Source organism: Mesorhizobium sp. C264A, assembly GCF_040324515.1.
In the GTDB taxonomy this organism is placed as follows: Bacteria; Pseudomonadota; Alphaproteobacteria; order Rhizobiales; family Rhizobiaceae; genus Mesorhizobium.
This window is the reverse complement of the sequence record NZ_JAMYVY010000002.1, coordinates 271,635-294,852: the sequence shown is the minus strand read 5'-3', so window position 1 is coordinate 294,852 and position 23,218 is coordinate 271,635. Positions and strand designations below refer to the sequence as shown.

19 protein-coding genes and 1 pseudogene are annotated in these 23,218 nt (G+C 62.6%); 14 read left to right on the top strand and 6 right to left on the bottom strand.

What is annotated here, in order from left to right:
- Nucleotides 1-140: 140 nt before the first annotated feature.
- The 4 genes from NKL04_RS20525 to NKL04_RS20510 form a co-directional block, all read right to left on the bottom strand.
- Nucleotides 141-1,355 (bottom strand): MFS transporter, encoded by a 1,215-nt coding sequence (locus NKL04_RS20525; RefSeq protein WP_286460933.1) that lies wholly within the window; start codon nt 1,353-1,355, stop codon nt 141-143.
- A gap of 57 nt (nt 1,356-1,412) precedes the next feature.
- Nucleotides 1,413-2,849 carry an RNA polymerase factor sigma-54 gene (rpoN, locus tag NKL04_RS20520; RefSeq protein WP_023713580.1) on the bottom strand — a complete coding sequence of 479 codons (1,437 nt, stop codon included), beginning with the start codon at nt 2,847-2,849 and terminating at the stop codon, nt 1,413-1,415.
- A gap of 69 nt (nt 2,850-2,918) precedes the next feature.
- Nucleotides 2,919-3,452 (bottom strand): peroxiredoxin, encoded by a 534-nt coding sequence (locus tag NKL04_RS20515; RefSeq protein WP_023702821.1) that lies wholly within the window; start codon nt 3,450-3,452, stop codon nt 2,919-2,921.
- 1,164 nt (nt 3,453-4,616) lie between these two features.
- Nucleotides 4,617-4,898, bottom strand: a complete 282-nt coding sequence (locus NKL04_RS20510) for a hypothetical protein (RefSeq protein WP_023702820.1) — start codon at nt 4,896-4,898, stop codon at nt 4,617-4,619.
- Nucleotides 4,899-5,092: 194 nt separating this feature from the next.
- Here NKL04_RS20510 and NKL04_RS20505 point away from each other — a divergent pair, with 194 nt between their 5' ends.
- The 9 genes from NKL04_RS20505 to fni all read left to right on the top strand — a co-directional run bounded on the left by NKL04_RS20505 (nt 5,093) and on the right by fni (nt 15,010).
- Nucleotides 5,093-6,295: a cytochrome P450 gene (locus NKL04_RS20505; protein ID WP_023702819.1), complete on the top strand. Its 1,203-nt coding sequence runs from the start codon at nt 5,093-5,095 to the stop codon at nt 6,293-6,295.
- 91 nt (nt 6,296-6,386) lie between these two features.
- Nucleotides 6,387-7,676, top strand: a complete 1,290-nt coding sequence (locus NKL04_RS20500; protein ID WP_023715665.1) for a cytochrome P450 — start codon at nt 6,387-6,389, stop codon at nt 7,674-7,676.
- Between the two features lies 1 nt (nt 7,677).
- Complete coding sequence (locus NKL04_RS20495) at nt 7,678-7,974, top strand: ferredoxin (protein WP_245271476.1); 297 nt, start codon at nt 7,678-7,680, stop codon at nt 7,972-7,974.
- The gene (locus NKL04_RS20490) at nt 7,961-8,803 is read left to right on the top strand and encodes an SDR family oxidoreductase (protein WP_023702816.1); all 843 of its coding nucleotides are present in this window, start codon (nt 7,961-7,963) and stop codon (nt 8,801-8,803) included. Before NKL04_RS20495 ends, NKL04_RS20490 begins: the two co-directional genes overlap by 14 nt.
- The gene (locus NKL04_RS20485; protein ID WP_023702815.1) at nt 8,803-10,146 is read left to right on the top strand and encodes a cytochrome P450; all 1,344 of its coding nucleotides are present in this window, start codon (nt 8,803-8,805) and stop codon (nt 10,144-10,146) included. Before NKL04_RS20490 ends, NKL04_RS20485 begins: the two co-directional genes overlap by 1 nt.
- A 147-nt stretch (nt 10,147-10,293) precedes the next feature.
- Complete coding sequence (locus tag NKL04_RS20480; protein ID WP_023715667.1) at nt 10,294-11,283, top strand: polyprenyl synthetase family protein; 990 nt, start codon at nt 10,294-10,296, stop codon at nt 11,281-11,283.
- 145 nt (nt 11,284-11,428) lie between these two features.
- Nucleotides 11,429-12,979 (top strand): hypothetical protein, encoded by a 1,551-nt coding sequence (locus NKL04_RS20475; RefSeq protein ID WP_023702813.1) that lies wholly within the window; start codon nt 11,429-11,431, stop codon nt 12,977-12,979.
- Complete coding sequence (locus tag NKL04_RS20470; RefSeq protein ID WP_023702812.1) at nt 12,976-13,878, top strand: terpene synthase family protein; 903 nt, start codon at nt 12,976-12,978, stop codon at nt 13,876-13,878. The genes NKL04_RS20475 and NKL04_RS20470 overlap by 4 nt, the downstream gene beginning before the upstream one ends.
- 85 nt (nt 13,879-13,963) lie before the next feature.
- Nucleotides 13,964-15,010 (top strand): type 2 isopentenyl-diphosphate Delta-isomerase, encoded by a 1,047-nt coding sequence (gene fni / locus NKL04_RS20465; protein ID WP_031198378.1) that lies wholly within the window; start codon nt 13,964-13,966, stop codon nt 15,008-15,010.
- A 657-nt stretch (nt 15,011-15,667) separates the two neighbouring features.
- On the opposite strand, the gene NKL04_RS20460 is transcribed toward fni, so the two are convergent.
- Both NKL04_RS20460 and NKL04_RS20455 read right to left on the bottom strand, forming a co-directional pair.
- The gene (locus NKL04_RS20460) at nt 15,668-15,823 is read right to left on the bottom strand and encodes a hypothetical protein (RefSeq protein ID WP_245261225.1); all 156 of its coding nucleotides are present in this window, start codon (nt 15,821-15,823) and stop codon (nt 15,668-15,670) included.
- A gap of 134 nt (nt 15,824-15,957) precedes the next feature.
- Nucleotides 15,958-16,668 carry a toll/interleukin-1 receptor domain-containing protein gene (locus tag NKL04_RS20455; protein WP_023727169.1) on the bottom strand — a complete coding sequence of 237 codons (711 nt, stop codon included), beginning with the start codon at nt 16,666-16,668 and terminating at the stop codon, nt 15,958-15,960.
- Between the two features lie 862 nt (nt 16,669-17,530).
- On the opposite strand from NKL04_RS20455, the pseudogene NKL04_RS20450 reads away from it, so the two are divergent.
- From NKL04_RS20450 to nifD, 5 genes and pseudogenes are all read left to right on the top strand, one after another.
- Nucleotides 17,531-18,402: pseudogene (locus tag NKL04_RS20450) on the top strand (IS3 family transposase); the annotation flags it as partial.
- Between the two features lie 214 nt (nt 18,403-18,616).
- The gene (locus tag NKL04_RS20445; RefSeq protein WP_023703016.1) at nt 18,617-18,943 is read left to right on the top strand and encodes a helix-turn-helix domain-containing protein; all 327 of its coding nucleotides are present in this window, start codon (nt 18,617-18,619) and stop codon (nt 18,941-18,943) included.
- A complete protein-coding gene (locus NKL04_RS20440; RefSeq protein ID WP_031209907.1) occupies nt 18,918-20,174 on the top strand; it encodes a type II toxin-antitoxin system HipA family toxin in 1,257 nt (418 codons plus the stop codon). Before NKL04_RS20445 ends, NKL04_RS20440 begins: the two co-directional genes overlap by 26 nt.
- 474 nt (nt 20,175-20,648) lie before the next feature.
- Nucleotides 20,649-21,542, top strand: a complete 894-nt coding sequence (gene nifH / locus NKL04_RS20435) for a nitrogenase iron protein (protein WP_023706403.1) — start codon at nt 20,649-20,651, stop codon at nt 21,540-21,542.
- A 98-nt stretch (nt 21,543-21,640) separates the two neighbouring features.
- Nucleotides 21,641-23,143: a nitrogenase molybdenum-iron protein alpha chain gene (gene nifD, locus NKL04_RS20430; RefSeq protein ID WP_023703020.1), complete on the top strand. Its 1,503-nt coding sequence runs from the start codon at nt 21,641-21,643 to the stop codon at nt 23,141-23,143.
- Nucleotides 23,144-23,218: the final 75 nt, after the last annotated feature.

Sequence of the window (23,218 nt, the reverse complement as noted above, 5' to 3'; positions counted from 1 at the left end):
TGCCGGTGTCGGCCGCCATGGCCCGGAGGTGAAGCCGGCGAAGCGCTTCCGCTGGTCCATGCAAGCGGAGGATCGCGCCGCGCCGTGCATCGCATCTCTTGTCCCGCTGCGCTGCTGAGACCTCTCTCCTGTCAGGCGGTTTAGGTTTCGCGCTTCGGGCCGAGCACGAACACTATGAGGGCAGCGACGAACGTGGCAACAGCACTGTAGGCAATGGCGCTGGTAATCCCCGCATTCTCCACCAATAGTCCGCCGAAAATCGCGCCGGCGGCGATTGCCACTTGGAATACTGTGACCAGCAGCACACCGGCGCTTTGGGCCTGCTCGGGAACAGCCCTCCGTACCATCCACGTCTGCAATCCCACTGGCACCGCGCCGAAGGCAAACCCCCACGCGGCAACAGCAATCGCCGAGGCCAAGGCCGATGCTCCCGCCGTCAGCAGCGAAACAGCGGCTATCGCTATGAGCAGCGGTGCAAGGGCCGCGACTGCCTTGAGACTGTACTCGGCCAGAAGCCCGCCGGCCAGATTGCCGAAAAATCCGCCGATGCCAAAAGCAAGCAACACAAGCGAGATCGTTTCTACATCCAGCGCGGGAATCTTCTCGAGGAAGGTGCGGATATAGGTGATTCCGGCGAAGTGGCCGGAAGCGACCAGCAGGACGACCAAAAGCGCAATTTTGACCATCGGGATCTTGGCTACATCCAGCAGGCTGCGGAAGCTAGCCACTCCAATCGGAGGCAGTCTCGGAATGGTTATGAGTTGCACCAGCAGTGTAGCGGCGGCGCCGGCTGCGGCGAGCATGAAGGCGCTTCGCCATCCCCAGATATCGCCGACATAGGCGCCGATTGGAGCTGCGCAGACGGTAGCTACGGAAACGCCGGTGAGGATGATCGACATAGCGCGCGGCAGGAGGTGGCTTGGAACGAGCCGCATCGCCAGTGCTGCCGACATTGACCAGAAGCCTCCGAGCGCTATGCCGAGCACGACGCGTGCAGTCAGGAGAACCGCCAGCGACCACGCGCCGGCCGCCAGAACGTCCGACAGGATCAGCAGCAGCGTCATGGTCCACATGACGGTCCTGCGGTCCAGGCGCTTTGTGATGATGGCCACCGTCGGCGCCGAGATCGCCCCGACGATAGCTGTCGCCGTCATCGCCTGTCCAGCCGCTCCCTCGCTGATACCGAGATCACGCGCGAGGGGCGTGAGCAGGCTGACAGGCAGAAACTCTGCCGTGACCAGCCCGAAGGTGCCCAATGAAAGCGAAATGACCGCACCCCATGCGGGACCAGACGGTGGGACGGGCTTTTCTGGGTGCAGAACAGCGTCCATGACACCTGCTGCGGATTGGGTCATGAACGAAGTCTCCACTTTGATGCAATGCAACGTGATGTTGGCTGCCTTGACCCAAATCTAAAAACACAAGCGCATTTCCCGGCGGCGTTGCACGGAGGAGGGGATGTTCATTGCTTCGCGATATTTTGTGACGGTGCGGCGCGCAACATCGATGCCGGTTTCCTTCAGCCGGACAGCGATGTCCTCATCGGAAAGCACGTCGCCGGGAGATTCTGCGGCAATGATCGCTTTGATCCGATGCCGGACAGCTTCGGCGGAGTGCGCATCGCCGCCTTGGCAGGACGCGATCGCGACGGTGAAAAAATACTTCAGTTCAAAGACTCCGCGCGGGGTAAGCATGTACTTGTTCGAGGTCACCCGGCTTACCGTCGACTCGTGCACGCCGATCGCGTCAGCGACGGTTCTAAGATTGAGAGGCCGCAGGTGGGCGACGCCATTTTCCAAAAAGGCATCCTGCTGACGCACGATTTCAGCCGCAACCTTGACAATGGTCTTGGCGCGCTGATCGAGGCTGCGGATTAGCCAGTTCGCATTTTGTAAGCATTCGTCGAGAAATGCTTGATCTTTCGAATTTTGGGCAGTTTGACGCGAGACTTCGGCATAGTAGCTTTGATTGATCAGCAGCTTTGGCAGCGTGGCGGGATCAAGTTCGATCTGCCACCCGCCTTGCGGCGAGGGCGTGACCCAGACGTCGGGTATGATTGATTCAGACGCACCGGATTGGAATCGGTTCCCAGGCTTGGGATCGAGCGCCCGAATCTCATGCATCATGTCGAGAAGGTCTTCTTCATCGACGCCGCAATGCTGCTTCAGTGCCTCAAAATCGCGTCGTGCAAGCATTTCAAGATTGGCAACCAAAGCTGCCATTGCCGGGTCGAGCCGATTTCGCTGGCGCAACTGGATCTCGAGGCATTCTCTGAGACTTCGCGCAAAAACTCCCGGTGGATCAAATTGCTGCAAGGTTCCGAGAACCCGTTCCACAATAGCCTCATGGATATTCAGGCTCTCGGCCAGCTCCAACAGGTTTGCCCGAAGATAGCCAGTGTCTTCTAGATCGGCGGCAAGCTGGCCAGCGATCAGCCGCTCCTGTGGTGTGAACGCAGTGAGGGCGATCTGACGAGCGACATGGTCGTGCAATGTTTCGGCGAGGGTGGCAAACTCGTCGAGGGAAGGGCCACTGCCCGGCGGGTTGTTGGTCGTGTTGCGAAGTGATTTCCATTGCCCGAGCCGTTCAGGCGAGCCTGCCCCGGTCGGTCCTTCAACGGCGTTTGTGCCAGGGCCGACAGGCTGATCCGCTCCCGAAATCGAAACGTCGTCAAAAGGCCCGCCATCGCTTGATGCAGATTCCAAAAGCGGGTTCTTCTCGATTTCCCGCTCCACGAACTGATGCAGTTCAGTATGCGCCAGTTGCAGCAGGCGAATCGACTCAATGAGTTGAGGCGATGCGACCATGGATTGCTTCTGGCGCTGAAGCAGGCTTGCTGAGGATTGCATGGTGAGCGCGATAATCCTGTCGAGGAGCCTCTTGGGGCCGGCAATGGCACCAGTGAGACGTATTCTAGGTCATGCGGCGGCTTTCAGCGTTTCGAGAACGTTTTGCGGGGACGAGACGCCATAGGGATCGGCCTCGCAGTTGTCGGAGAAACCTTCCTCCTCGAACCAGTGCTCCACCACGCCATTGTTGATCAGGGCGGCGTAGCGCCAGGAGCGCATCCCGAAGCCGAGATTGTCCTTGGCGACCAGCATGCCCATTTTGCGTGTGAACTCGCCTGAGCCATCGGGGATGAGCTCGACCTGCTTCAGGCCCAAGGACTTCCCCCACGCATTCATGACGAAGGCGTCGTTGACTGAGAGGCAGTAAATCGCGTCAATTCCCTCCTTCTCAAACTCATCATAGAGCTCTTCGAACTGGGGCAATTGGTAGGTCGAGCAGGTTGGTGTGAAGGCGCCAGGCAGCGAGAACAGGATGACCCGCTTGCCGGCAAAGTAGTCGTTAGATGTCTTTTCTTCCCAGCGATATGGATTTGGCCCCTGGACTGACTTATCGTGAACGCGCGTGAGAAAGGTGACGAAGGGAACTTTCTTTTGATCTGTCATCAAGTTGCTCCTAAAGAAGAAAACTGGCGCTGAATTCTGGCAGAGGCTGGCGCAATTCCGAGCAAAGGCTCGTATGCTCGGGCACGGAATGAGGGCCTCGGCGGCTCGCAACCTCCTTTTCCCTCGCGACGTATGGGAACGTCTTGGCGGCTGGTCTTGGCCACCCGAACGCAATCGATCTGAGCGAGCTGGACACCGTCGAGCCGCTTGCTTTCCACGGCTATGGCGCCGGAAGCGGGATCGGTCACCCGCGATCGTGCCCGGGGAAAAGGGATAGCGGCCGGAAGTAGCCAATATCGCAAGCATGTGGGGGCCTGAAATGTCACTTCACGCAACAGACCCGCGTCACTGGACTGGTTCAGCGTGTTGTCGATATGTGGCAGTGACCCGCCGGCCTTGGCTTGGGTGACCCTTTGACGGGGCTCTTGGGCACTCACATGATGAACAGAACCGGTAAACGGCATTTTCGCGAGCGGCCCGTGTTGGCGTGCCGGCATCGGACCAGCCATGCGCAAAGCGGCCACCGAGAACGGACTTCCGGAGGAGACGATGTCCCGATGTTCAGCGGGAACGGGCACCGTCTCCTCAGGCCACTGTCTAGAGCTTCGCGCGTCTGGCATGGTTCAAGTCGCTTTCATCGTGATTTGATGGTGCTCTAACCAGGAGCAGCAAGCGGCGTGCCATTTGGAATAGAGGGGCTGTTGGACCGCCCCTCCTTCTCGAAGGCCGTGTCTTAGAAGATCGGGCGGGCGCTATAACCGCCTCGTCACACAGGCAACAACGATGCTGTATGGTGCGGATATTCGGCGCTTCAGCCCCGGCTGGGCAAAGACGAACCGGAAGCCGAGCCGATGCATTACCTGAGCCTGGAGGGCACTCCAGTCATTGCGTAACGTGTGGCGCTAGCGTTCATTGGTGCGCCGGCACGGCTATCGCGAACATGCGCCTGTCGCAGCGACCATGAGCGGGCGCTCTTGGGCAAGCGCCTTGGCCCCGTGAGGATCGAATTCCCCAATCGTGTCTGTTCGCCGCCTCTTATGTTCGAAACTGGACCAGAATGTCGCAAGCCCGACCTAAAGGTCGCCGAGGCGTTCTGTCCGACACTTTTCCGTCGCCTTTGTTGGCCCGCGACACCGGCCTATTTCGCCTAGCTCTTCTCTGGCCTCAGGCTAAGCCCCTAAAAGCATCACAGATTTTTTCTTCGGTTGGCCAAATTGGCACGAGTTTTGAAGCCGCTTCGTTGCGGGCCGGGAGCCGCCGACCGACTTTCATTTCGTGGATGGCACGAATGGAACGAAGAAAGAAAAGCAAAATGTCAAATCCGCGTCGGATAGCGTCTATGGGCATGGGGTCCTCGGCGAAACCGCCCTTACCCAACAGCTCGCCGCTCTTGTCGACCCTTGCGCAGGAAATCTTGGCCGGCGGCGAGTCAAAGGCCCACCACACCGACTTTATCCTGACCTCGAAGGTACAGGATAACGTTCTGCATCTCGCCGCGCGTTTGCCTAGGCAGTTAAGCGTTAGCCGATCCTGATAATCGGTCTGCCTTCCGACGACGTCGTCTACATGCCGTCTTAGGTCTTCTCTACCGCAGCGCCCGCCGGTCACCTTCCGCCCTCGCTATAGAGTGAAGTGCCACCATGTCCGAACAACCCTTGCCGACGCTGCCGATGTGGCGCGTCGATCACATTGAGCCATCCCCCGAGATGTTGGCGCTACGCGCCAATGGTCCGATCCACCACGTGCGCTTCCCGTCCGGGCACGAAGGCTGGTGGGTCACAGGCTATGACGAGGCCAAGGCGGTATTGACCGACGCGGCGTTCCGGCCCGCGGGAATGCCGCCGGCGGCATTCACCCCGGATTCGGTGATTCTCGGTTCGCCAGGATGGCTGGTCTCGCACGAGGGGGGCGAGCATACGCGGCTACGCACGATCGTGGCGCCGGCCTTCAGCAACGGCAGGTTGAAGCAGCTCGCGCAGCAGGTGGAGGCGATCGCCGCGCAGTTGTTCGAGACGCTGGCGGCCCAGCCCCAGCCCGCCGATCTGCGGCGCCACCTCTCCTTTCCGCTTCCTGCGATGGTCATTGGCGCGCTGATGGGCGTGCTCTACGAGGATCACGCCTTTTTTGCAGGGCTGTCCGACGAGGTGATGACGCACCAGCATGAAAGCGGCCCGCGAAGCGCGTCGCGCTTGGCCTGGGAAGAACTCCGCGCCTACATTCGCGGCAAGATGCGGGACAAGCGCCAGGATCCGGGCGACAACGTGCTGACGGATCTGCTCGCGGCGGTCGACCAGGGCAAGGCGACCGAGGAAGAGGCGATCGGCCTGGCGGCAGGCATGCTGGTGGCGGGGCACGAGAGCACCGTGGCACAGATCGAATTTGGCCTGCTGGCCATGTTCCGCCATCCGCAACAGCGCGAACGCCTGGTGGGCGATCCATCCCTGGTGGACAAGGCCGTGGAGGAAATCCTGCGCATGTACCCGCCGGGCGCCGGCTGGGACGGCATCATGCGCTATCCGAGGACCGACGTGACCATCGCGGGCGTGCATGTTCCCGCAGAGAGCAAGGTGCTGGTCGGCCTGCCGGCGACGTCGTTCGATCCGCGCCATTTCGACGACCCGGAAATCTTCGACATCGGACGTGACGAAAACCCGCACCTGGTGTTCTCCTACGGGCCGCACAGCTGCATCGGCTTGGCGCTAGCCAGGCTGGAACTAAAAGCGGTGTTCGGTTCGATCTTCCAGTGCTTTCCCGCGCTGCGCCTGGCGGTGGCGCCCGAAGAACTGGAGTTGCGCAAGGAGATCATCACTGGCGGGTTCGTGGAGTTCCCGGTGCTCTGGTGATGCGCGGACGCCACGAGGAATCGCGATGTCCTCGAATTGCCGGCGCCCCTGCCGCGCGCCGATCAGATCAGCCAACCAACAGGTGACCAAGATGGACGTGCAAGAAACCACGGCAGCATGCCGGGACGCCTTCGCCGAACTGGCGTCGCCAGGGTGCATTCAGGACCCGTACCCATTCATGCGGTGGTTGCGCGAGCACGATCCGGTACATCGCGCGGCGTCGGGCCTCTTTCTGTTGAGCCGTCACGCCGACATCTACTGGGCGCTCAAGGCCACGGGCGATGCTTTTCGGGGACCGGCGCCGGGCGAACTGGCGCGCTATTTCCCGCGTGCGGCGACCAGCCTGTCGCTAAGTTTGCTGGCGTCCACTTTAGCGATGAAGGAACCACCAACGCATACGCGTCTGCGCCGGCTGATCTCGCGCGATTTCACCATCGGCCAGATCGACAACCTGAGGCCGACCATCGCTCGCATTGTCGCAGCGCGCCTGGACGGCATGGCGCCCGCGCTGGAGCGCGGGGATGCGGTGGACCTGCATCGGGAATTCGCGCTGGCCTTGCCCATGCTGGTTTTCGGCGAACTGTTCGGCATGCCCCGGGACGACATGTTCGGGCTCGTCGCCGGCATCAGCGCCATTCTGGAAGGCCTGAGCCCGCACGCCAGCGATCCCCAACTCGCCGCGGGCGACGCGGCCAGCGCCAGGGTGCAGGCCTACTTCGGCGACCTCATACAGCGCAAGCGCACCGATTCCAGCCACGACATCGTGTCAATGCTGGTCGGCGCACACGACGGCGATGCCGAGATACTGTCGGATGCGGAATTGATCAGCATGCTGTGGGGCATGCTGCTGGGCGGCTTCGCCACCACTGCCGCGGCCATCGGCCATGCGGTCCTGGCGATGCTGGCGTATCCCGAACAGCGGCATTGGCTGAAGGGAGATGCCGTGGGGGTGAAGGCATTCGTCGAAGAAGCTCTGCGCTACGACGCGCCCGCGATGTTCAGCTCCATTCCGCGTATCGCCCAGCGCGACATCGAACTGGGCGGCGTGGTGATCCCGAAGAACGCGGACGTGCGCGTGCTGATCGCCGCCGGCAATCGCGACCCGGACGCCTTCGCCGATCCCGATCGCTTCGATCCCGTGCGGTTCTACGGCACCAGTCCTGGCATGTCGATCGACGGGAAGATCATGCTGACCTTCGGCCATGGGATCCACTTCTGCCTTGGTGCGCAACTGGCCCGGGTGCAGTTGGCCGAGAGCCTGCCGCGGATCCAGGCGCGCTTCCCCACGCTGGCATTGGCCGAGCAGCCGACCCGGGAGCCCTCCGCGTTCCTTAGGACATTCCGCGCGCTGCCGGTACGGCTGCATGGGCAGGAGGGCTGAGATGCGCGTCGTGGTCGATCAGGATCTGTGCGGAACGACCGGGCAGTGCGTGCTGACGCTGCCGGGCACCTTTCGCCAGCGCGAACCGGACGGCGTGGCCGAAGTGTGCGTGGCGACGGTCCCGCAGGCGCTGCACGCCGCCGTGCGGCTTGCGGCCAACCAGTGCCCGGTCGCCGCCATTCGTGTCATCGAAAGCGACGCTGGCCATGACGAGCGCGCCAGCGCCGACCCTGGTGGAGGCCGAGCGGCATGCTGCGAAAGACCAATGCAATTCAGGAGACACGATGGGACGGTTTGAAGGCAAGGTGGCCGTGGTGACCGGCGCCGGCGCCGGCATCGGCAAGGCATGCGCTCTCGCCATCGCGCGCGGGGGCGGCAGAGTGGTGGTGGCCGACATTGATGGCTCGGCGGCCATCGCCTGCACTGCGCAGATCGCGGCCGAAGCAGGCCACGCGCTGCCCATAGCCATGGATATCGCTGATGAGCAGGCGGTGGCAGCGCTGTTCGAGACGGCGAAGCGGCACTTCGGGGGGGTCGACCTGCTGGTGAACAATGCGAGCGCCGTGCATCTGACCCCGCGCGACCGCGCCATCCTCGAGCTGGACCTGGCGGTATGGGACCAGACCATGGCGACCAATCTGCGCGGCACGCTGCTCTGCTGCCGGCAGGCCATCCCACGGATGATCGCCCGCGGCGGTGGCGCGATCGTCAACATGTCGTCGTGCCAGGGGCTCAGCGGTGACACGGCGCAGACGTCCTACGCCGCGTCGAAGGCAGCGATTAACATGCTGTCGGCCTCGCTCGCAACCCAGTACGGTCACTCTCAGATCCGCTGCAACGCGGTTGCGCCGGGTCTTATCATGACCGAGCGTCTCCTCGCCAAGCTGGACGAGTGCATGCAACGCCATCTGCGTCGGCACCAGCTCCTGCCGCGCGTCGGCCGTCCCGAGGACGTTGCCGCGCTGGTGGCGTTCCTGCTCTCCGACGATGCTGCGTTCATCACCGGCCAGGTCGTGTGCATCGATGGCGGCATGCTGGCGCATGTGCCGACATACGCCGACGGTGGCAACAGCTGCGCCGCGCGCCCTGCCGGCGACACCGGATCGGCGGCGGCGGCGCGCTGCTGATGGACATGCTGCTCAACCCACTCAACCGTCGGCACCGGCTGCGATGCGACATCCCGGTCATGCCTGGCGCTTTCCCCCTGGTCGGGCATCTTCCTGCCATTGTCTGCGACCTGCCGCGCCTGCTGGAGCGCGCAGAACGGACGCTGGGCAGCCACTTCTGGCTGGATTTCGGCCCTGCCGGACATCTGATGACCTGCGTGGATCCGGATGCATTCGCACTGCTCAAGCACAAGGACGTGTCCTCGGCGCTGATCGAAGAGATCGCGCCCGAATTGCTTGGCGGAACGTTGGTTGCCCTGGACGGCGGCGCGCACCGGCAGGCGCGCGATGCCATCAAGGCAGCGTTCTTGCCCAAGGGGCTGACCCAGGCCGGGATCGGCGACCTGTTCGCGCCCGTCATCCGGGCGCGGGTGCAGGCATGGCGCGCTCGCGGCGAGGTACCCATCCTGCGCGAAACCGGCGACCTGATGATGAAGCTCATCTTCAGCCTCATGGGAATCCCCGCGCAGGACCTGCCGGGATGGCATCGCAAGTACCGGCAATTGCTGCAGTTGATCGTCGCGCCACCGGTCGACCTGCCCGGACTGCCTTTGCGGCGCGGCCGCGCCGCCCGCGACTGGATCGACGCGCAGTTGCGCCAGTTCGTCCGCGACGCGCGCGCGCATGCCGCGCGCACCGGGTTGATCAACGACATGGTGAGCGCCTTCGACCGCAGCGACGGTCCGCTCTCCGATGACGTCCTGGTCGCGAATATTCGCTTGCTGCTGCTTGCCGGTCACGACACCACTGCCTCGACGATGGCCTGGATTGTAATAGAGCTGGCGCGGCAGCCTCTGCTGTGGGACGCCCTGGTTGAGGAGGCGCAACGCGTGGGCGCGGTGCCAACCCGGCACGCGGACCTGGCGCAGTGTCCGGTCGCCGAGGCGCTGTTCCGCGAGACACTGCGCCTGCATCCGGCGACCACGCTCCTGCCGCGTCGCGCGCTGCAGGAATTGCAACTCGGCCAACGGCGCATTCCCGCGGGCACCCACCTATGCATTCCGCTGCTGCATTTCTCGACCTCGGTGCTGCTGCACGAGGCGCCTGATCAGTTCCGCCTGGCGCGGTGGCTGCTACGCACAGAACCGATCCGGCCCGTGGACATGCTGCAGTTCGGTACCGGCCCACACGTCTGCATCGGCTACCACCTGGTATGGCTGGAAATGGTGCAGTTCTGCATCGCCTTGGCGCTGATCATGCACAAGGCCGGGGTGCGGCCGCAGTTGCTGAGCGACGTCGAAAAAGGCCGGCGCTATTACCCGACCGCACATCCGTCCATGGCAATCCGCATAGGCTTCTCATGAGCTGGCATCGCATGCCCTGTGTGGCAAGGCAGCGGCGCCGGCGGGGCGCGGCATTGCTGCACTCAGCGCACGTACTCGTGTGACGCCGGCAACACCGTGACGACTTGCGCTCGCCGTGGCCATCTCAGCTACAAGGACATCAACAACATGCAGACCGGTTCCACTCCACGCGACCGAATTGGCGTTTCCACATTCGGCGGATTGGGCGCGCAGGCGCGCGGCGCCTCTGGCGGGCTGCTCCCGGAGATCTGGATGCACGACGGCGCAAAGCGGGTCGAACAGGCTCTGGGGCGTCTGCTCTGCGCCAAAGACGACGGTAAGACAGAGCTGATGGCGGCCATGCGCTACGCCACCTTGCATGGCGGGAAGCGCACCCGCGCCTTGCTCTGTCTGGCTGCCGGCGCACTGGCGGGCACGCCGGCGCCCATGCTCGACGACGTCGGTGCCGCGATCGAGATGATGCACGCCTGTACCCTGGTCCACGACGACCTGCCCGCGATGGATGACGACGTGCTTCGCCGCGGCCTTCCGACCGTGCACGTAAAGTTCGGCGAAGCCACTGCGATCCTGGTCGGCGATGCGCTGCAGGCCCACGCCTTCCTGACCCTGACGAGCCTGGATGCGCCGGGCGACAACCGTATCGCGCTCGTGCGCGAACTAGCGCAGGCGGTGTCCGCCGAGGGTGCCGCAGGCGGACAGGCAATGGATCTGTCCCTGGTCGGAAAGCACGCCGGGCTGGACAGGATCCTAGCGATGCACCGGATGAAAACCGGAGCGCTAGTGCGCGCGTCGGTTCGCATGGGCGCGCTATACTCCATCACGGAGGATGCCGCGCACGCTACGCTTTACTGTGCGCTCGATCGATACACCGCCTGTTTTGGCCTGGCGTTGCAGGTGGCCGACGACATTCTCGACGCGACGGCGGATACCGCGACTCTTGGCAAGACCCCCGGCAAGGACGCGGCGGCGCAGAAGCCGACCTGCGCGTCAATCATGGGGCTGCAGGCAGCGCGCCAGTTCGCGCTGTATTTGTTGCACGACGCCGGGGAGGCCATCGCCCCTCTGGGGCCGCGTGCGGAAGGGCTGGCTCAGATGCTGCAGCGGGCCAACGTCTATCTGTCCGCGCCATACGCATGAGCGCCCCATCCGTAAGTACTCGCCCCTGTGCTGGTGCGATCGGCCGGCGGGCGCTGCATGCTGCACTGTGTCCGTGTCGGCGGCGACGTGCGCGGCGTCTGCCCGTTTCTGTTCTCGTTAGCCCTCTGCAGAAGGAACATCCCGCGTGAACGCGCTGTCCGAACAGATCCTTTCCGAATTGCGCCACCTGCTGAACGAGATGAGCGACGGCGGCAGCGTCGGCCCGTCCATCTACGACACGGCGCGAGCTCTGCAGTTCCACGGCAACGTCACCGGTCGGCAGGACGCGTACACCTGGCTCATCGCGCAGCAACAGGCCGATGGCGGATGGGGAAGTGCGGACTTCCCGCTGTTTCGCCATGCGCCTACGTGGGCGGCGCTGCTGGCATTGCAGCATGCCGATCCTCTTCCCGGGGCTGCCGACGCAGTCCAGGCTGCAACCCGGTTCATCGAGCGCCAGCCCGATCCCTACGCGCATGCGGTGCCGGAAGACGCGCCCATCGGCGCGGAGCTGATCCTGCCGCAGTTGTGCGACGAGGCCGCATCCTTGCTGGGCGGCTTGTCGTTTTCGCGCCACGCGGCGCTGTTGCCGTTGCGGCAAGCACGCCTGTTCAAGCTGGGGGCTGTGGCGACGTTGCCGAGCGGCCATCCGTTGCTGCACTCCTGGGAAGCCTGGGGGACGTCGCCGGCCACCGCATGCCCGGACGACGACGGCAGCATCGGCATCAGTCCGGCGGCCACCGCCGCGTGGCGTGCGCACGCCGTCACACAGGGAAGAACGCCGCACGTCGGGCGCACGGGCGGGTATCTGCAGGCGGCATCGCGGGCGACGCGCACCGGCATCGAAGGTGTCGTTCCCAACGTCTGGCCAATCAATGTGTTCGAGCCATGCTGGTCGCTGTACACCCTGCATCTGGCCGGTCTGTTCGCGCATCCCGCGCTCGCCCAGGCGGTGCAAGTGATCATCGCGCAGCTCGACGCCCGCCTGGGCGTGCGCGGTCTGGGCCCTGCCTTGCACTTCGCGGCCGATGCGGACGACACCGCCGTTGCGTTGTGCGTCCTTCGCCTTGCAGGCCGCGACCCGGCGGCCGACGCCTTGCGCCAGTTCGAAACCGGCGAGCTCTTCGTCACCTTCCCCGGTGAGCGCAATGCCTCGGTGTCGACCAACATCCATGCCCTGCATGCGTTGCGAATGTTGGGAAAGCCCGCCGCCGGCACCAGCGCCTACGTCGAGGCCAATCGCAACCCGCACGGTCTATGGGACAACGAAAAATGGCACGTTTCGTGGCTATATCCCACCGCGCATGCGATTGCTGCGCTCGCGCAAGGCAAGCCCCAGTGGCGCGAGGAGCGCGCGCTGACAGCGCTGCTGCAGGCGCAGCGCGATGACGGCGGCTGGGGCGCCGGTCGCGCGTCCACATTCGAGGAAACCGCCTATGCGCTGTTCGCGTTGCACGTGATGGACGGGAGCGAAGAGCCGGCAGGACGCCGGCGCATCGCGCAGGCGGTGGCGGGTGCGCTGAAGTGGATGCTCGCCCGCCACGCAGCGCACTCACTGCCCCAGACACCGCTGTGGATCGGCAAGGAACTGTATTGCCCCACCCGGGTGGTGCGCGTGGCCGAACTCGCCGGGTTGTGGCTGGCGCTTCGTTGGGGGCGGCGCGTCTCGGCCGAGGGAGCAGGAGCGGGGCCATGATCCCGACCCATCGCGCGCTGCAACAGGTGCTGGAGTGGGGGCGTTCCCTGACCGGGTTCGCCGACGAGCATGGCGTGGAAGCAGTCCGGGGCGGCCAGTACATCCTGCAGCGCATCCAGCCGAGCCTGCGCGACACCAGCGCCCGCACCGGCCGCGACCCGCTGGACGAGACGCTGATCGTGGCGTTCTATCGCGAACTGGCGCTGCTGTTCTGGCTGGACGATTGCAACGACCTTGACCTGATCGCGCCGGAGCAGCTCGCCGCGGTGGAGCAGGCGCTGGGGCAGGGCGTGCCGTGCGCGCTCCCCGGATTCGAGGGCTGTGCCGTGCTGCGCGCTTCGCTCGCCGCGCTCGCCTACGATCGTCGCGACTATGCCCAGCTTCTCGAGGATACCCGGTGCTACTGCGCGGCGCTGCGTGCCGAACACGCGCAGGCGGCAGGGGCGGAGCGATGGTCCTACGCCGAGTACTTGCAGAACGGCGTGGACTCGATCGCCTACACGAACGTGTTCTGTTGCCTGTCGTTGCTGTGGGGGCTGGACATGGCGACCTTGCGCGCGCATCCGGCGTTTCGCCAGGTCCTGCGGCTCATCTCCGCGATAGGGCGCTTGCAGAACGATCTGCATGGACGCGAAAAGGATAGGTCGGCCGGCGAGGGAGTTAACGCGGCGATCCTGCTGCTGCAGCGCTATCCGGCTATGCCTGTGGTGGAGTTCCTCAACGACGAGCTGGCCGGCCATACGCGCATGCTGCACCGGGTGATGGCGCAAGAACGCTTTCCCGCGCCGTGGGGACCGTTGATCGACGCCATGGCGGCCATCCGAGCGCAGTACTACGAGACCTCAACCAGCCGCTACCGCAGCGACGCTGCGGAGGGAGGCCAGCGTGCGCCGGCCTGAACGCGCGGGAAGCGGCGGCTTGCGCGCGCTCCCGTCGGTCCGATCCGACGCAACGCCGTCGCCCGATGCGGCGGATGGAGCGAGCATCAGCGACACCAACCTGAGCCGGCGCAAGGACGACCACCTGGACATCGTGCTGGATAGTCGAACGGCACGGGCCAAGGCCGCCGGCTGGGAGTACATTCGCTTCGAACACTGCGCATTGCCCGAGTTGGATCTGACGCAGATCGACCTCAGCGCCTCGCTGCTGGGCAAGACCATGCGCGCGCCTCTGCTGATCAGCTCCATGACCGGCGGCATGCCACGCGCCGAGGCCATTAACCGGCATCTGAGCGAGGCAGCGCAAGCCTTGGGGATCGCCATGTGCGTCGGTTCGCAGCGCGTGAGCCTGCAATCCCGCAACTCCCAGGGGCTGACGCGCGCGCTGCGCCGCCTCGCCCCAGACGTTCCCTTGCTGGCCAATATCGGCGCCGCGCAACTGCGCCAGCCCGACGGCCTGGACCTTGCCCGCCGGGCGGTGGATGCACTGGAGGCCGATGGACTCATCGTCCATCTCAATCCGCTGCAGGAAGCGGTACAGCCGGAGGGCGACCGCGACTGGCGCGGCGTCCTGGCCCAGATCGCTCGCGCCGCACGTAGCGTCGGCGTGCCGGTCGTGGCCAAGGAAGTGGGGTCGGGCCTCTCTCCCTCGGTGGCTTGTGCGCTCGTTCAGGCGGGCGTGGCGGTGATCGATGTCGCCGGCGCCGGCGGCACCAGTTGGGCCGCGGTGGAGGGCGAGCGCGCCCGCGATGCCGCCGACCGCGCAGTGGCGATGGCGTTCGCCGATTGGGGGATTGCGACCCCGGCCAGCGTGCAGGCGGTACGTCGGGCGCTGCCAGCGGTGAAGCTGATCGCGTCGGGCGGGATCAGCGACGGCGTCGACGTAGCCAAGGCTATCCGCCTCGGCGCGGACATCGCCGGGCAGGCAGCCGGCGTGCTGCGCGCGGCTACGGTATCCACCGAGGCAGTTGTCGCGCATTTCGAGATCGTCATCCGCCAGTTGGCCGTCGCCTGCTTCTGCACCGGCTCGGCTGATCTGGGGGCGTTGCGCCAGGCCCGCTTATTGCCCTCGGCCCATCTGCCCGCCGGTTGATGCCGGCGTAGCCCGCAGGTGGCGGCGGGCGCATAGCCTTACTGAGTGAGAAAGTCTCGGAAGCGGGGACACGCTGGTCACGGGCTTGTTCGGGTGCTGCTTCGTCATCAGGGAAGCGCCCCGCCACGCCCGACTGGACAGCCGAGAGTAAAGCGGTATTCGACGGCTATGTCGATGCTTGATCAGGGTGGTCACGCCGATCGAGCCGAGCCCCTGAAAGGGCCGGAACACCAGGTGCGGCGGGAGACCGGCAGGAGCAGATGGCGCAAATCCATTGCAATGAAGGAGTATTCCTGCAAGCAACGGAGAAGGTAAGCCAGCCTCAATCCCTTGTGTTTGCTTGGCGTTACGCCAATTAGGCACCGATCCACATCTGCCCCGGTAGTGTGCTGAGAGTTCTGCAAATTCGCTGAGAGGGGGCGGTCATGGCAGGCTGGTGATTGTTCACGTCACCTGATTTCCCGCGAAGGAACGCCACCGTGACCAAGACTGACTAAGACCGCCGGCGCTTGCTGTCAAAGACATTTTGCTTTCGAACCCGGATGGATTGCACGAAGTTCTCCGTGCGGTGATGCAGGAGGTGCTCGAGGCCGAGATGGAATGCCGGGTGTTGGGCTGGGCTCCGAGAAACTCGTCACAGGCACCACACAGCGATGCTCAACCCCAACGGTACTGCTGCCAATGGCCGTATTGTGGGTTGCGGATATTGGTCGTGCCGTAGTCGGCCTTGCCCTTGACCCGTTCGAGCGGTGTCGGCATTCCCCAAATCAGGTTGGCGACTTCACGTTGCCCGTCTGCCGCATTGCGGACCACCGGACCGGGCTGGTTGGGGGCTGGTTGGGGTAGATGTCGATGGACGGTTCAGGTTGCCTGAGATGGTCGCGCAGAGCCCTGGTGCACTGGCGTATGGCTTCTTGCGACGTGGTGATGTTGTGCAGATTGCACATCTAGGAAGGAGCAACCCCGTTCTTTTTGGCAAGCATGGAAAGGGCTTTTTCCTTGATATCTGCCGCGACCAAAGTCAGAGCTTCGTCGCGGTCCTTGAAACTTGCGATCGATGTACCCTTGAGGGTCGCCTGAAAAGAGCCGAAGAGCTCTTCCTGCCACAGGCAATTTCTCGCGATCACTGGAATAACAACCGTCGTGTTGTTGGCCTCTCTCTCCATCGCGTGAGTTAGCTCAATCTGGTTGCAATAACGCGAGTTGATAAAGTCAACGCTTATCAGGAGGATGATAATGTCGGCGCTCTCTAGATTGCCCTTGATGGCGTCCGCCCATTTGTCGCCAGTCTCGATTTCGCCATCGTGCCAAGCCTCGACAAGACCAAGTCGGCTCAGCGGCGTAAGGTGCTTTAGAAGGTCAACCTTGATAGCCGCATCTGCATGCGAGTAGGAGATAAACGCCTTGAGAGGCTTGGGACTGGGGCTAGCCGCATTTTGGGGGAGGGACATAGTCCCACCGGGACCTCCTCTTATCAGTCCATTCTTCCTCAGGCGGTCCTTAGTTGTCGTGTAACGTTCTTCTATCCAACCCAGTTTATTGAAAAGGGCTGCGTTCTTAACGCTCACTTTTCCGCCCCCCGACAATTCTCTAACGGCGTCCATAAACCGGTCTTCTAGAGTTCCAACGCGCTTCCGCGATTTTGCCTTGCTTGCCATTTTATGGAGCCCCCCGAATCTAGGTCGACACTTCCAGCGAAAGTCTTTTGCAGTCAAGTCGACGCTGGAAATTAAGCCGGGAAATCCTCTAATTGGGGAGCCGGCTTGTTGCCATCAATAAACTCGAACGGTGCGTTGCGTCTTTGTGTTAGCTTGTCGGGTCGGAGGTCTAGCCAGCCTGAGTTAGAGCCTTCTCAAGCGCCGGTCTGGGCACCTCACGCTGCGCCTTGTCGCCACCCCATAGTCGTCCCCGACGCTGCGAGCCGTCCAAGGGTTGTCAGCTCTGGTGATGCTGACACGGGGCCTAGCTTACGCGCTTACCGTCATCTCAGCCCCTGTCGGTTATGTCCGCGGCCAGGGCATCGATATTCCGTCGAATTGCTCTCCCAGGTCGCACCGCTCCTTGGCTCATATCGCATTCACCAGACTATCTCTGGAACGAGATTGACCGACCCGGGAACGCTCCAGGCCGATCCGAGCTAACCGGTCAATCCAAACAACTTCGAATTACCTTAGCGGGTATTATTCTAAAAATGCCCACGGTGCCCCGGTTACAGGCAGCCCGCGAACGCGGGCGAAAGGGTGGACGCCGTCCGAAACAAACCCAATCAGCGCTCCGAAATCACTCGACTCAGCTAAATGAAGGCTGTGCGGCATCTGAAGCAGCCCGTCTCTTTCATAGGACCACCGTCGAGTGCATCGGCGCCGAGGTCAAATAGCCGTTGGCTGAATGTTCTTTCAGTTGGCCGTCTGCAGCGACGCATGCACTAGGCCTATTACGAAGAAAAGCCGGTGGACGGTGGCCACAGCAGCTGTATGAACCGTGCTCGCCGGCGTGCCTTCGGACGTGGCAACCGCATCGGTCGAGCCGATCTGGAAGGTGCTGCCGATCGCCCCGTCGAGCTACCACGACCATGTCGCCAAGCGCATCGATCCTTCCCGGCTGTCGGCTCGGGCGAAGCGGGATGAGGCCATGGCCTTGAAGGATGAGGTCCGACGCGTGTTCGAGGCCAACTTCCGCGTCTACGGCGTTCGCAAGGTCTGGCGGGAGTTACAGCGTGAGGGCTCGACGTCGCCCGCTGCACGGTTGCCCCACTGATGAGGGCCATGGGTCTTGAGGGCATCATCCGCGGCAAGCCGATCCGCACCACGGTGAGCGACAAGGCCGCACCTTGCCCTCTCGATCACGCTAATCGCCAATTCCATGCCCCGGCGCCGAACATGCTGTGGGTCTCCGACTTGACCTGCGTCGCGACCTGGACGGGCTCCGTCTATGTCGCCTTTGTCATCGACACCTATGCGCGAAGGATCGTCGGCTGGCGGGTGAGCCGGACGGCGCATGCCAGCTTCGTTCTGGACGCTCTGAAACAGGCTCTCCATGGTCGGCGGCCCGTGCAGGGGGGCAGGCTGATCCATCACAGCGATAGAGGCCGCCCAATACGACTCTATCAGATACACCGAGCGCCTGGCGGAGGCCGGCGTTGAGCCTTCGGTAGGCAGCGTCGGCGACAGCTACGACAATGCTCTCGCCGAAACGATCAACGGCCTTTACAAGGCCGAGGTGATCCATCGACGCGGACCATGGCGCGACTTCGAAGCCGTCGAGTTCGGTAGCTCGATTGGGTCGATTGGTTCAACAATCGCCGGCTGCTGGAGGCCATCGGCAACATTCCGCCGGCCGAAGCTGAGGAACGCTGCTACGCCATTCTGTATGACCCAGCCATGGCCGCGTGACTCAACGAAACGGCCTCCGGAAAACCCGGTGCGGTTCAGTTCTCGGAGGAACGACGTTGCCGCGCGGCGCTAAAGAGAGAGGAAGATTGATCTCTTTCCATATCATTTTCTTCACATATGATACGTAAACAGATCATAACGCATTGAAACTACTCGCTGGATGAGATACCTTTGCGTACCATCGCGCATTGGAATAGATCGTATAGGTTGCGTTATGGACTCTAAATCGGAAATTCTATGGGAAATCGGTGGGTTTTTCAGGCAGGCGAGGTTGGCCGCTGCGATGACGCAGGAGCAGGTCGCCGATTTGGCCGGTATATCCCGTCCCCGATATCGCGACATCGAAAAGGGAGCCGCAGCCGCGCGTGCGACGACGCTCATGAATATCGCTCGCGCGCTCGGTCTGGAAATGATGCTGGTTCCGCAAGCCATGGTGCCGGCTGTCCAGGCTCTATTGCGTCCGCATGATGATGACGATCGACCCGCCTTTGTTTCTCAACCTGACGATGACGATCATGGCTCCAGTCTTTCGCGCACCTAAGACGATCCCGTCACTGGACGTGCTCTTGAATGCAGTGAAGATCGGCACAATCGTCAGGACGCCGGGCGATTTCAATGCGTTCAACTTCGATGACGCCTACCGCGCGACGGGCGGCTTTCCGGTTCTCAGCCTGTCGTTCCGGGCAGCGACGGGAGGATTGCGGAAAGATGCAAAGCCTCTGGCAAGCGCCTTGCCCGCTTTCTTCGCGAACCTCCTGCCGGAGGAGAAATTGCGGGAGGCGATGGAAAGGCATCACGAAGGCAATGTGCGGCCAGGCAATGATTTCGATCTTTTAGCGGCACTGGGCGCCGATCTGCCGGGAGCCGTACGGGCGTTGCCCAGTGACGGCGCGATAACGGTTTCGAAGGATGGCTCAAAGGATCACCCCAAGGCACGGTTCTCGCTTGCCGGCGTGCAGATGAAGCTGTCAGTCATGAAGAACATTGGAAAAGGCGGCGGCCTTACCTTGCCGATGGACGACGAGCAGGGCCGGTACATTGCCAAGTTCCCTTCGACGGCGTTTCCGGGCGTTTCCGAGAACGAATTCGCCAACCTGGCGCTGGCAGCAGCAATCGGCATGGAGGTTCCTGAATGCGAACTGGTCGAGAAGTCCGATTTTGAGGGCGTTCCCGAAGAATTCAATACGCTGTCGGAGGGCAAGGTCCTTCTCGTCAAACGCTTCGATCGCGGCGCCGGTGGCGAGAGGATACACATCGAGGATTTCGCTCAGGTCTTCGGTGTCTACCCCTCGCGCAAATATGAGGGGGCCGCTTATCACGACATAGCCTTGGCTCTTGGCGTGGCCGTCTCGCCTACGGCGGCTCTCGATTTCGTCCGCCGCCTGGCACTGAGCGTCATCACCGGCAATGGCGACATGCACCTGAAGAATTGGTCTTTGATGTATCCCGGAAACGGCGACAAGCCGGCGCTTGCACCAATCTACGACGTCCTGTCCACTGTGCCATATATTCCCGCCGACGCCATGGCGCTGTCGCTTGGAGGAGAGCGCTCGTTCAAGGCGCTAGCAGCACCGCGATGGAAAGCATTTGCGAACCGCGCAAGGCTTCCGGAGCCGGCAGTCCTAAAGGCAGTGGTCGAGACGGTCAAACTCGTCAACGAGTACTGGTGGCATCTCCCTGAGCGCGACGTTGTCGCAGCGAAAGTGCTCGAGCGGATGGACGAACATGTGAAGGCGATGACGCCGATACTGAACTCCTGCGCCGATAAGTGAGCCGAGTCCCCTCGGGTTGCTGATATAGCGGAACTTTCGATCCGCGGCCCTATGGATGGCTGGATCGAAGGCATGCCAGCGTGGCGCAAGATTCCGCGGAGTGTCCACGATGACACGCGTTAGCAATCACGTCAGCTCGCCGGAACAGACAGCATCCCGCAATTCACCCAACAGGATCGAGCTGCTGTTCGTCCACTTCAACATAACGACGCGGTTCAAACGAATTCGGTGACTGAGGATCGCGATCCGACGCTTTGTGTCGCCATTGTCGGGTCCGCTACACGGTCTGTTGCGACGATCCTTTCTTTGGCCCTCAGGCTAAACCCCTGAAAAGCAACCATCAAATTATTCTTCGGTTCGATCAGCCAAATTGGCACGAGTCTTGAGATCCTTAGGTGCGAGGCGGCTACAGCTGCCCGACCGGCATTCATGTCGCGGCAGCCGCGATGAATGGAACTAAGGAAGGAAAGCTACATGTCAGGTTTGCGTCAGATCGCCTTTTACGGCAAGGGCGGCATCGGCAAGTCCACCACCTCCCAAAATACGCTCGCCGCCCTTGTCGACCTCGGGCAGAGAATCCTCATCGTCGGCTGCGACCCCAAAGCCGACTCCACCCGCCTGATCCTGAACGCGAAGGCGCAGGATACGGTGCTGCACCTCGCGGCAGAGGAAGGTTCGGTGGAAGACCTGGAACTCGCGGACGTGCTCAAGGTCGGGTACAAAGGCATCAAATGCGTGGAGTCGGGCGGGCCCGAGCCGGGTGTCGGCTGCGCCGGCCGCGGCGTGATCACCTCAATCAACTTCCTCGAGGAGAACGGCGCCTACGACGACGTCGACTATGTCTCCTACGACGTGCTCGGGGATGTGGTGTGTGGCGGTTTCGCGATGCCGATCCGCGAGAACAAGGCCCAGGAAATCTATATCGTCATGTCCGGCGAGATGATGGCGCTCTATGCCGCCAACAACATCGCCAAGGGTATCCTGAAATACGCCCATTCGGGCGGCGTGCGGCTCGGCGGCCTGATCTGCAACGAGCGCCAAACTGACCGCGAACTCGACCTCGCCGAGGCGCTTGCTTCCAGGCTCAATTCCAAACTTATCCACTTCGTGCCGCGCGACAACATCGTCCAGCACGCCGAGCTCAGGAAGATGTCTGTGATCCAGTATGCGCCGGACTCCAAGCAGGCCGGCGAATACAGGGCGCTGGCCGAGAAGATCCATGGGAATTCGGGCCAGGGCACCATCCCGACCCCGATCACCATGGAGGAGCTCGAGGACATGCTGCTCGACTTCGGCATCATGAAGACGGACGAGCAGATGCTTGCCGAGCTTCAGGTCAAGGAAGCGGCTAAGGCGGCCGCACAGTAGCGACCACTGCCGACATGAGGCGCCGCCTGACCTGGTGCGTCTTTCAAAGAACGGCGCCTCGTCGGTGAGGCGTCACCCTGAACCTTGAAAGGGGTCCCATGAGCCTGGAATACGAGAATGACGGTGGCCTCCATGCGAGGCTAATCGAGGAAGTGCTGTCGCAATATCCTGACAAGTCGGCGAAGCGCCGCAAAAAGCACCTCAGCGTCGCAAAAAGCGGCGACGAGGCTGGCGAGGAAAGCGAGGTCCTTTCCGAATGCGAGGTCAAATCGAACATCAAGTCCATCCCCGGCGTGATGACAATTCGCGGCTGCGCCTATGCCGGCTCGAAAGGCGTGGTGTGGGGTCCAGTCAAGGATATGGTCCATATCTCGCACGGCCCGGTAGGCTGCGGGCAATATTCCTGGTCTCAACGCCGCAACTACTACCTCGGCACGACCGGCATCGACACGTTCGTCACCATGCAGTTCACCTCCGATTTCCAGGAGAAGGACATTGTTTTCGGCGGCGACAAGAAGCTCGAACGGATCATCGACGAGATCGAGGAACTGTTTCCGCTGAACAAGGGCATGACTGTGCAATCCGAATGCCCGATTGGCCTGATTGGCGACGACACCGAAGCTGTATCCCGCAACAAGGCCAAGCAGCACGGAAAGACAATCGTGCCGGTGCGCTGCGAGGGCTTCCGCGGCGTCTCGCAATCCCTCGGCCACCACATCGCCAACGACGCGATCCGCGACTGGGTGTTCGAGAAGAAGGACCTCGAGTTCGAGGCCGGCCCGTACGATGTCAATGTGGTCGGGGACTATAATATCGGCGGCGACGCCTGGGCTTCGCGCATCCTGCTCGAGGAGATGGGTCTGCGCGTGGTCGGCAACTGGTCGGGCGACGCTACGCTGGCCGAAATAGAGCGAGCGCCAAAGGCGAAACTCAATCTCATCCATTGCTACAGGTCGATGAACTACATCTGCCGGCACATGGAGGAAAAGTATGGCATCGCCTGGATGGAGTACAATTTCTTCGGCCCCTCCCAGACCGAAGCCTCTCTGCGCAAGATAGCCAAGCACTTCGGGCCGGAAATCGAGGCCAAGGCCGAGGCGGTCATAGCCAAATACCGGCCGCTGGTCGAGGCGGTCATAGCCAAGTACCGGCCGCGCCTCGAAGGCAGGACGGTGATGCTTTATGTCGGCGGGCTGCGCCCCCGTCACGTCGTCACGGCATATGAGGACCTGGGTATGGTGATCGTCGGCACTGGCTACGAATTTGGCCATAACGACGACTATCAGCGTACCGGCCACTACGTGAAGAAGGGCACTCTGATCTACGACGACGTGACTGGTTACGAGCTGGAGAAGTTCATCGAGGGGATCCGTCCTGATCTCGTTGGCTCCGGCATCAAAGAAAAGTACCCGGTCCAGAAGATGGGCATACCGTTCCGTCAAATGCATTCCTGGGATTATTCCGGCCCGTATCACGGCTACGACGGGTTCGCCATCTTCGCGCGCGATATGGATCTGGCCATCAACAACCCGGTCTGGAACCTCTACGACGCCCCCTGGAAGAAAAAAGCCGAGCCGTCGGCGGCGATCGCAGCCGAATGAAACCCTGGCCTCCCGGAAGCCGGGAGGCCATGAACGCCTGTGGCCGCTTGTCCGCGGGAGACCTGAAACTTTCGA

What these genes read in the sequence shown, in the direction of transcription:
- NKL04_RS20525 (WP_286460933.1), bottom strand. Translation starts at nt 1,355, where the DNA reads ATGACCCAATCCGCAGCAGGTGTCATGGACGCTGTTCTGCACCCAGAA.
- rpoN (WP_023713580.1), bottom strand. Translation starts at nt 2,849, where the DNA reads ATGCAATCCTCAGCAAGCCTGCTTCAGCGCCAGAAGCAATCCATGGTC.
- NKL04_RS20515 (WP_023702821.1), bottom strand. Translation starts at nt 3,452, where the DNA reads ATGACAGATCAAAAGAAAGTTCCCTTCGTCACCTTTCTCACGCGCGTT.
- NKL04_RS20505 (WP_023702819.1), top strand. Translation starts at nt 5,093, where the DNA reads ATGTCCGAACAACCCTTGCCGACGCTGCCGATGTGGCGCGTCGATCAC.
- NKL04_RS20500 (WP_023715665.1), top strand. Translation starts at nt 6,387, where the DNA reads ATGGACGTGCAAGAAACCACGGCAGCATGCCGGGACGCCTTCGCCGAA.
- NKL04_RS20495 (WP_245271476.1), top strand. Translation starts at nt 7,678, where the DNA reads ATGCGCGTCGTGGTCGATCAGGATCTGTGCGGAACGACCGGGCAGTGC.
- NKL04_RS20490 (WP_023702816.1), top strand. Translation starts at nt 7,961, where the DNA reads ATGGGACGGTTTGAAGGCAAGGTGGCCGTGGTGACCGGCGCCGGCGCC.
- NKL04_RS20485 (WP_023702815.1), top strand. Translation starts at nt 8,803, where the DNA reads ATGGACATGCTGCTCAACCCACTCAACCGTCGGCACCGGCTGCGATGC.
- NKL04_RS20480 (WP_023715667.1), top strand. Translation starts at nt 10,294, where the DNA reads ATGCAGACCGGTTCCACTCCACGCGACCGAATTGGCGTTTCCACATTC.
- NKL04_RS20470 (WP_023702812.1), top strand. Translation starts at nt 12,976, where the DNA reads ATGATCCCGACCCATCGCGCGCTGCAACAGGTGCTGGAGTGGGGGCGT.
- NKL04_RS20455 (WP_023727169.1), bottom strand. Translation starts at nt 16,668, where the DNA reads ATGGCAAGCAAGGCAAAATCGCGGAAGCGCGTTGGAACTCTAGAAGAC.
- NKL04_RS20445 (WP_023703016.1), top strand. Translation starts at nt 18,617, where the DNA reads ATGGACTCTAAATCGGAAATTCTATGGGAAATCGGTGGGTTTTTCAGG.
- NKL04_RS20440 (WP_031209907.1), top strand. Translation starts at nt 18,918, where the DNA reads ATGGCTCCAGTCTTTCGCGCACCTAAGACGATCCCGTCACTGGACGTG.
- nifH (WP_023706403.1), top strand. Translation starts at nt 20,649, where the DNA reads ATGTCAGGTTTGCGTCAGATCGCCTTTTACGGCAAGGGCGGCATCGGC.
- nifD (WP_023703020.1), top strand. Translation starts at nt 21,641, where the DNA reads ATGAGCCTGGAATACGAGAATGACGGTGGCCTCCATGCGAGGCTAATC.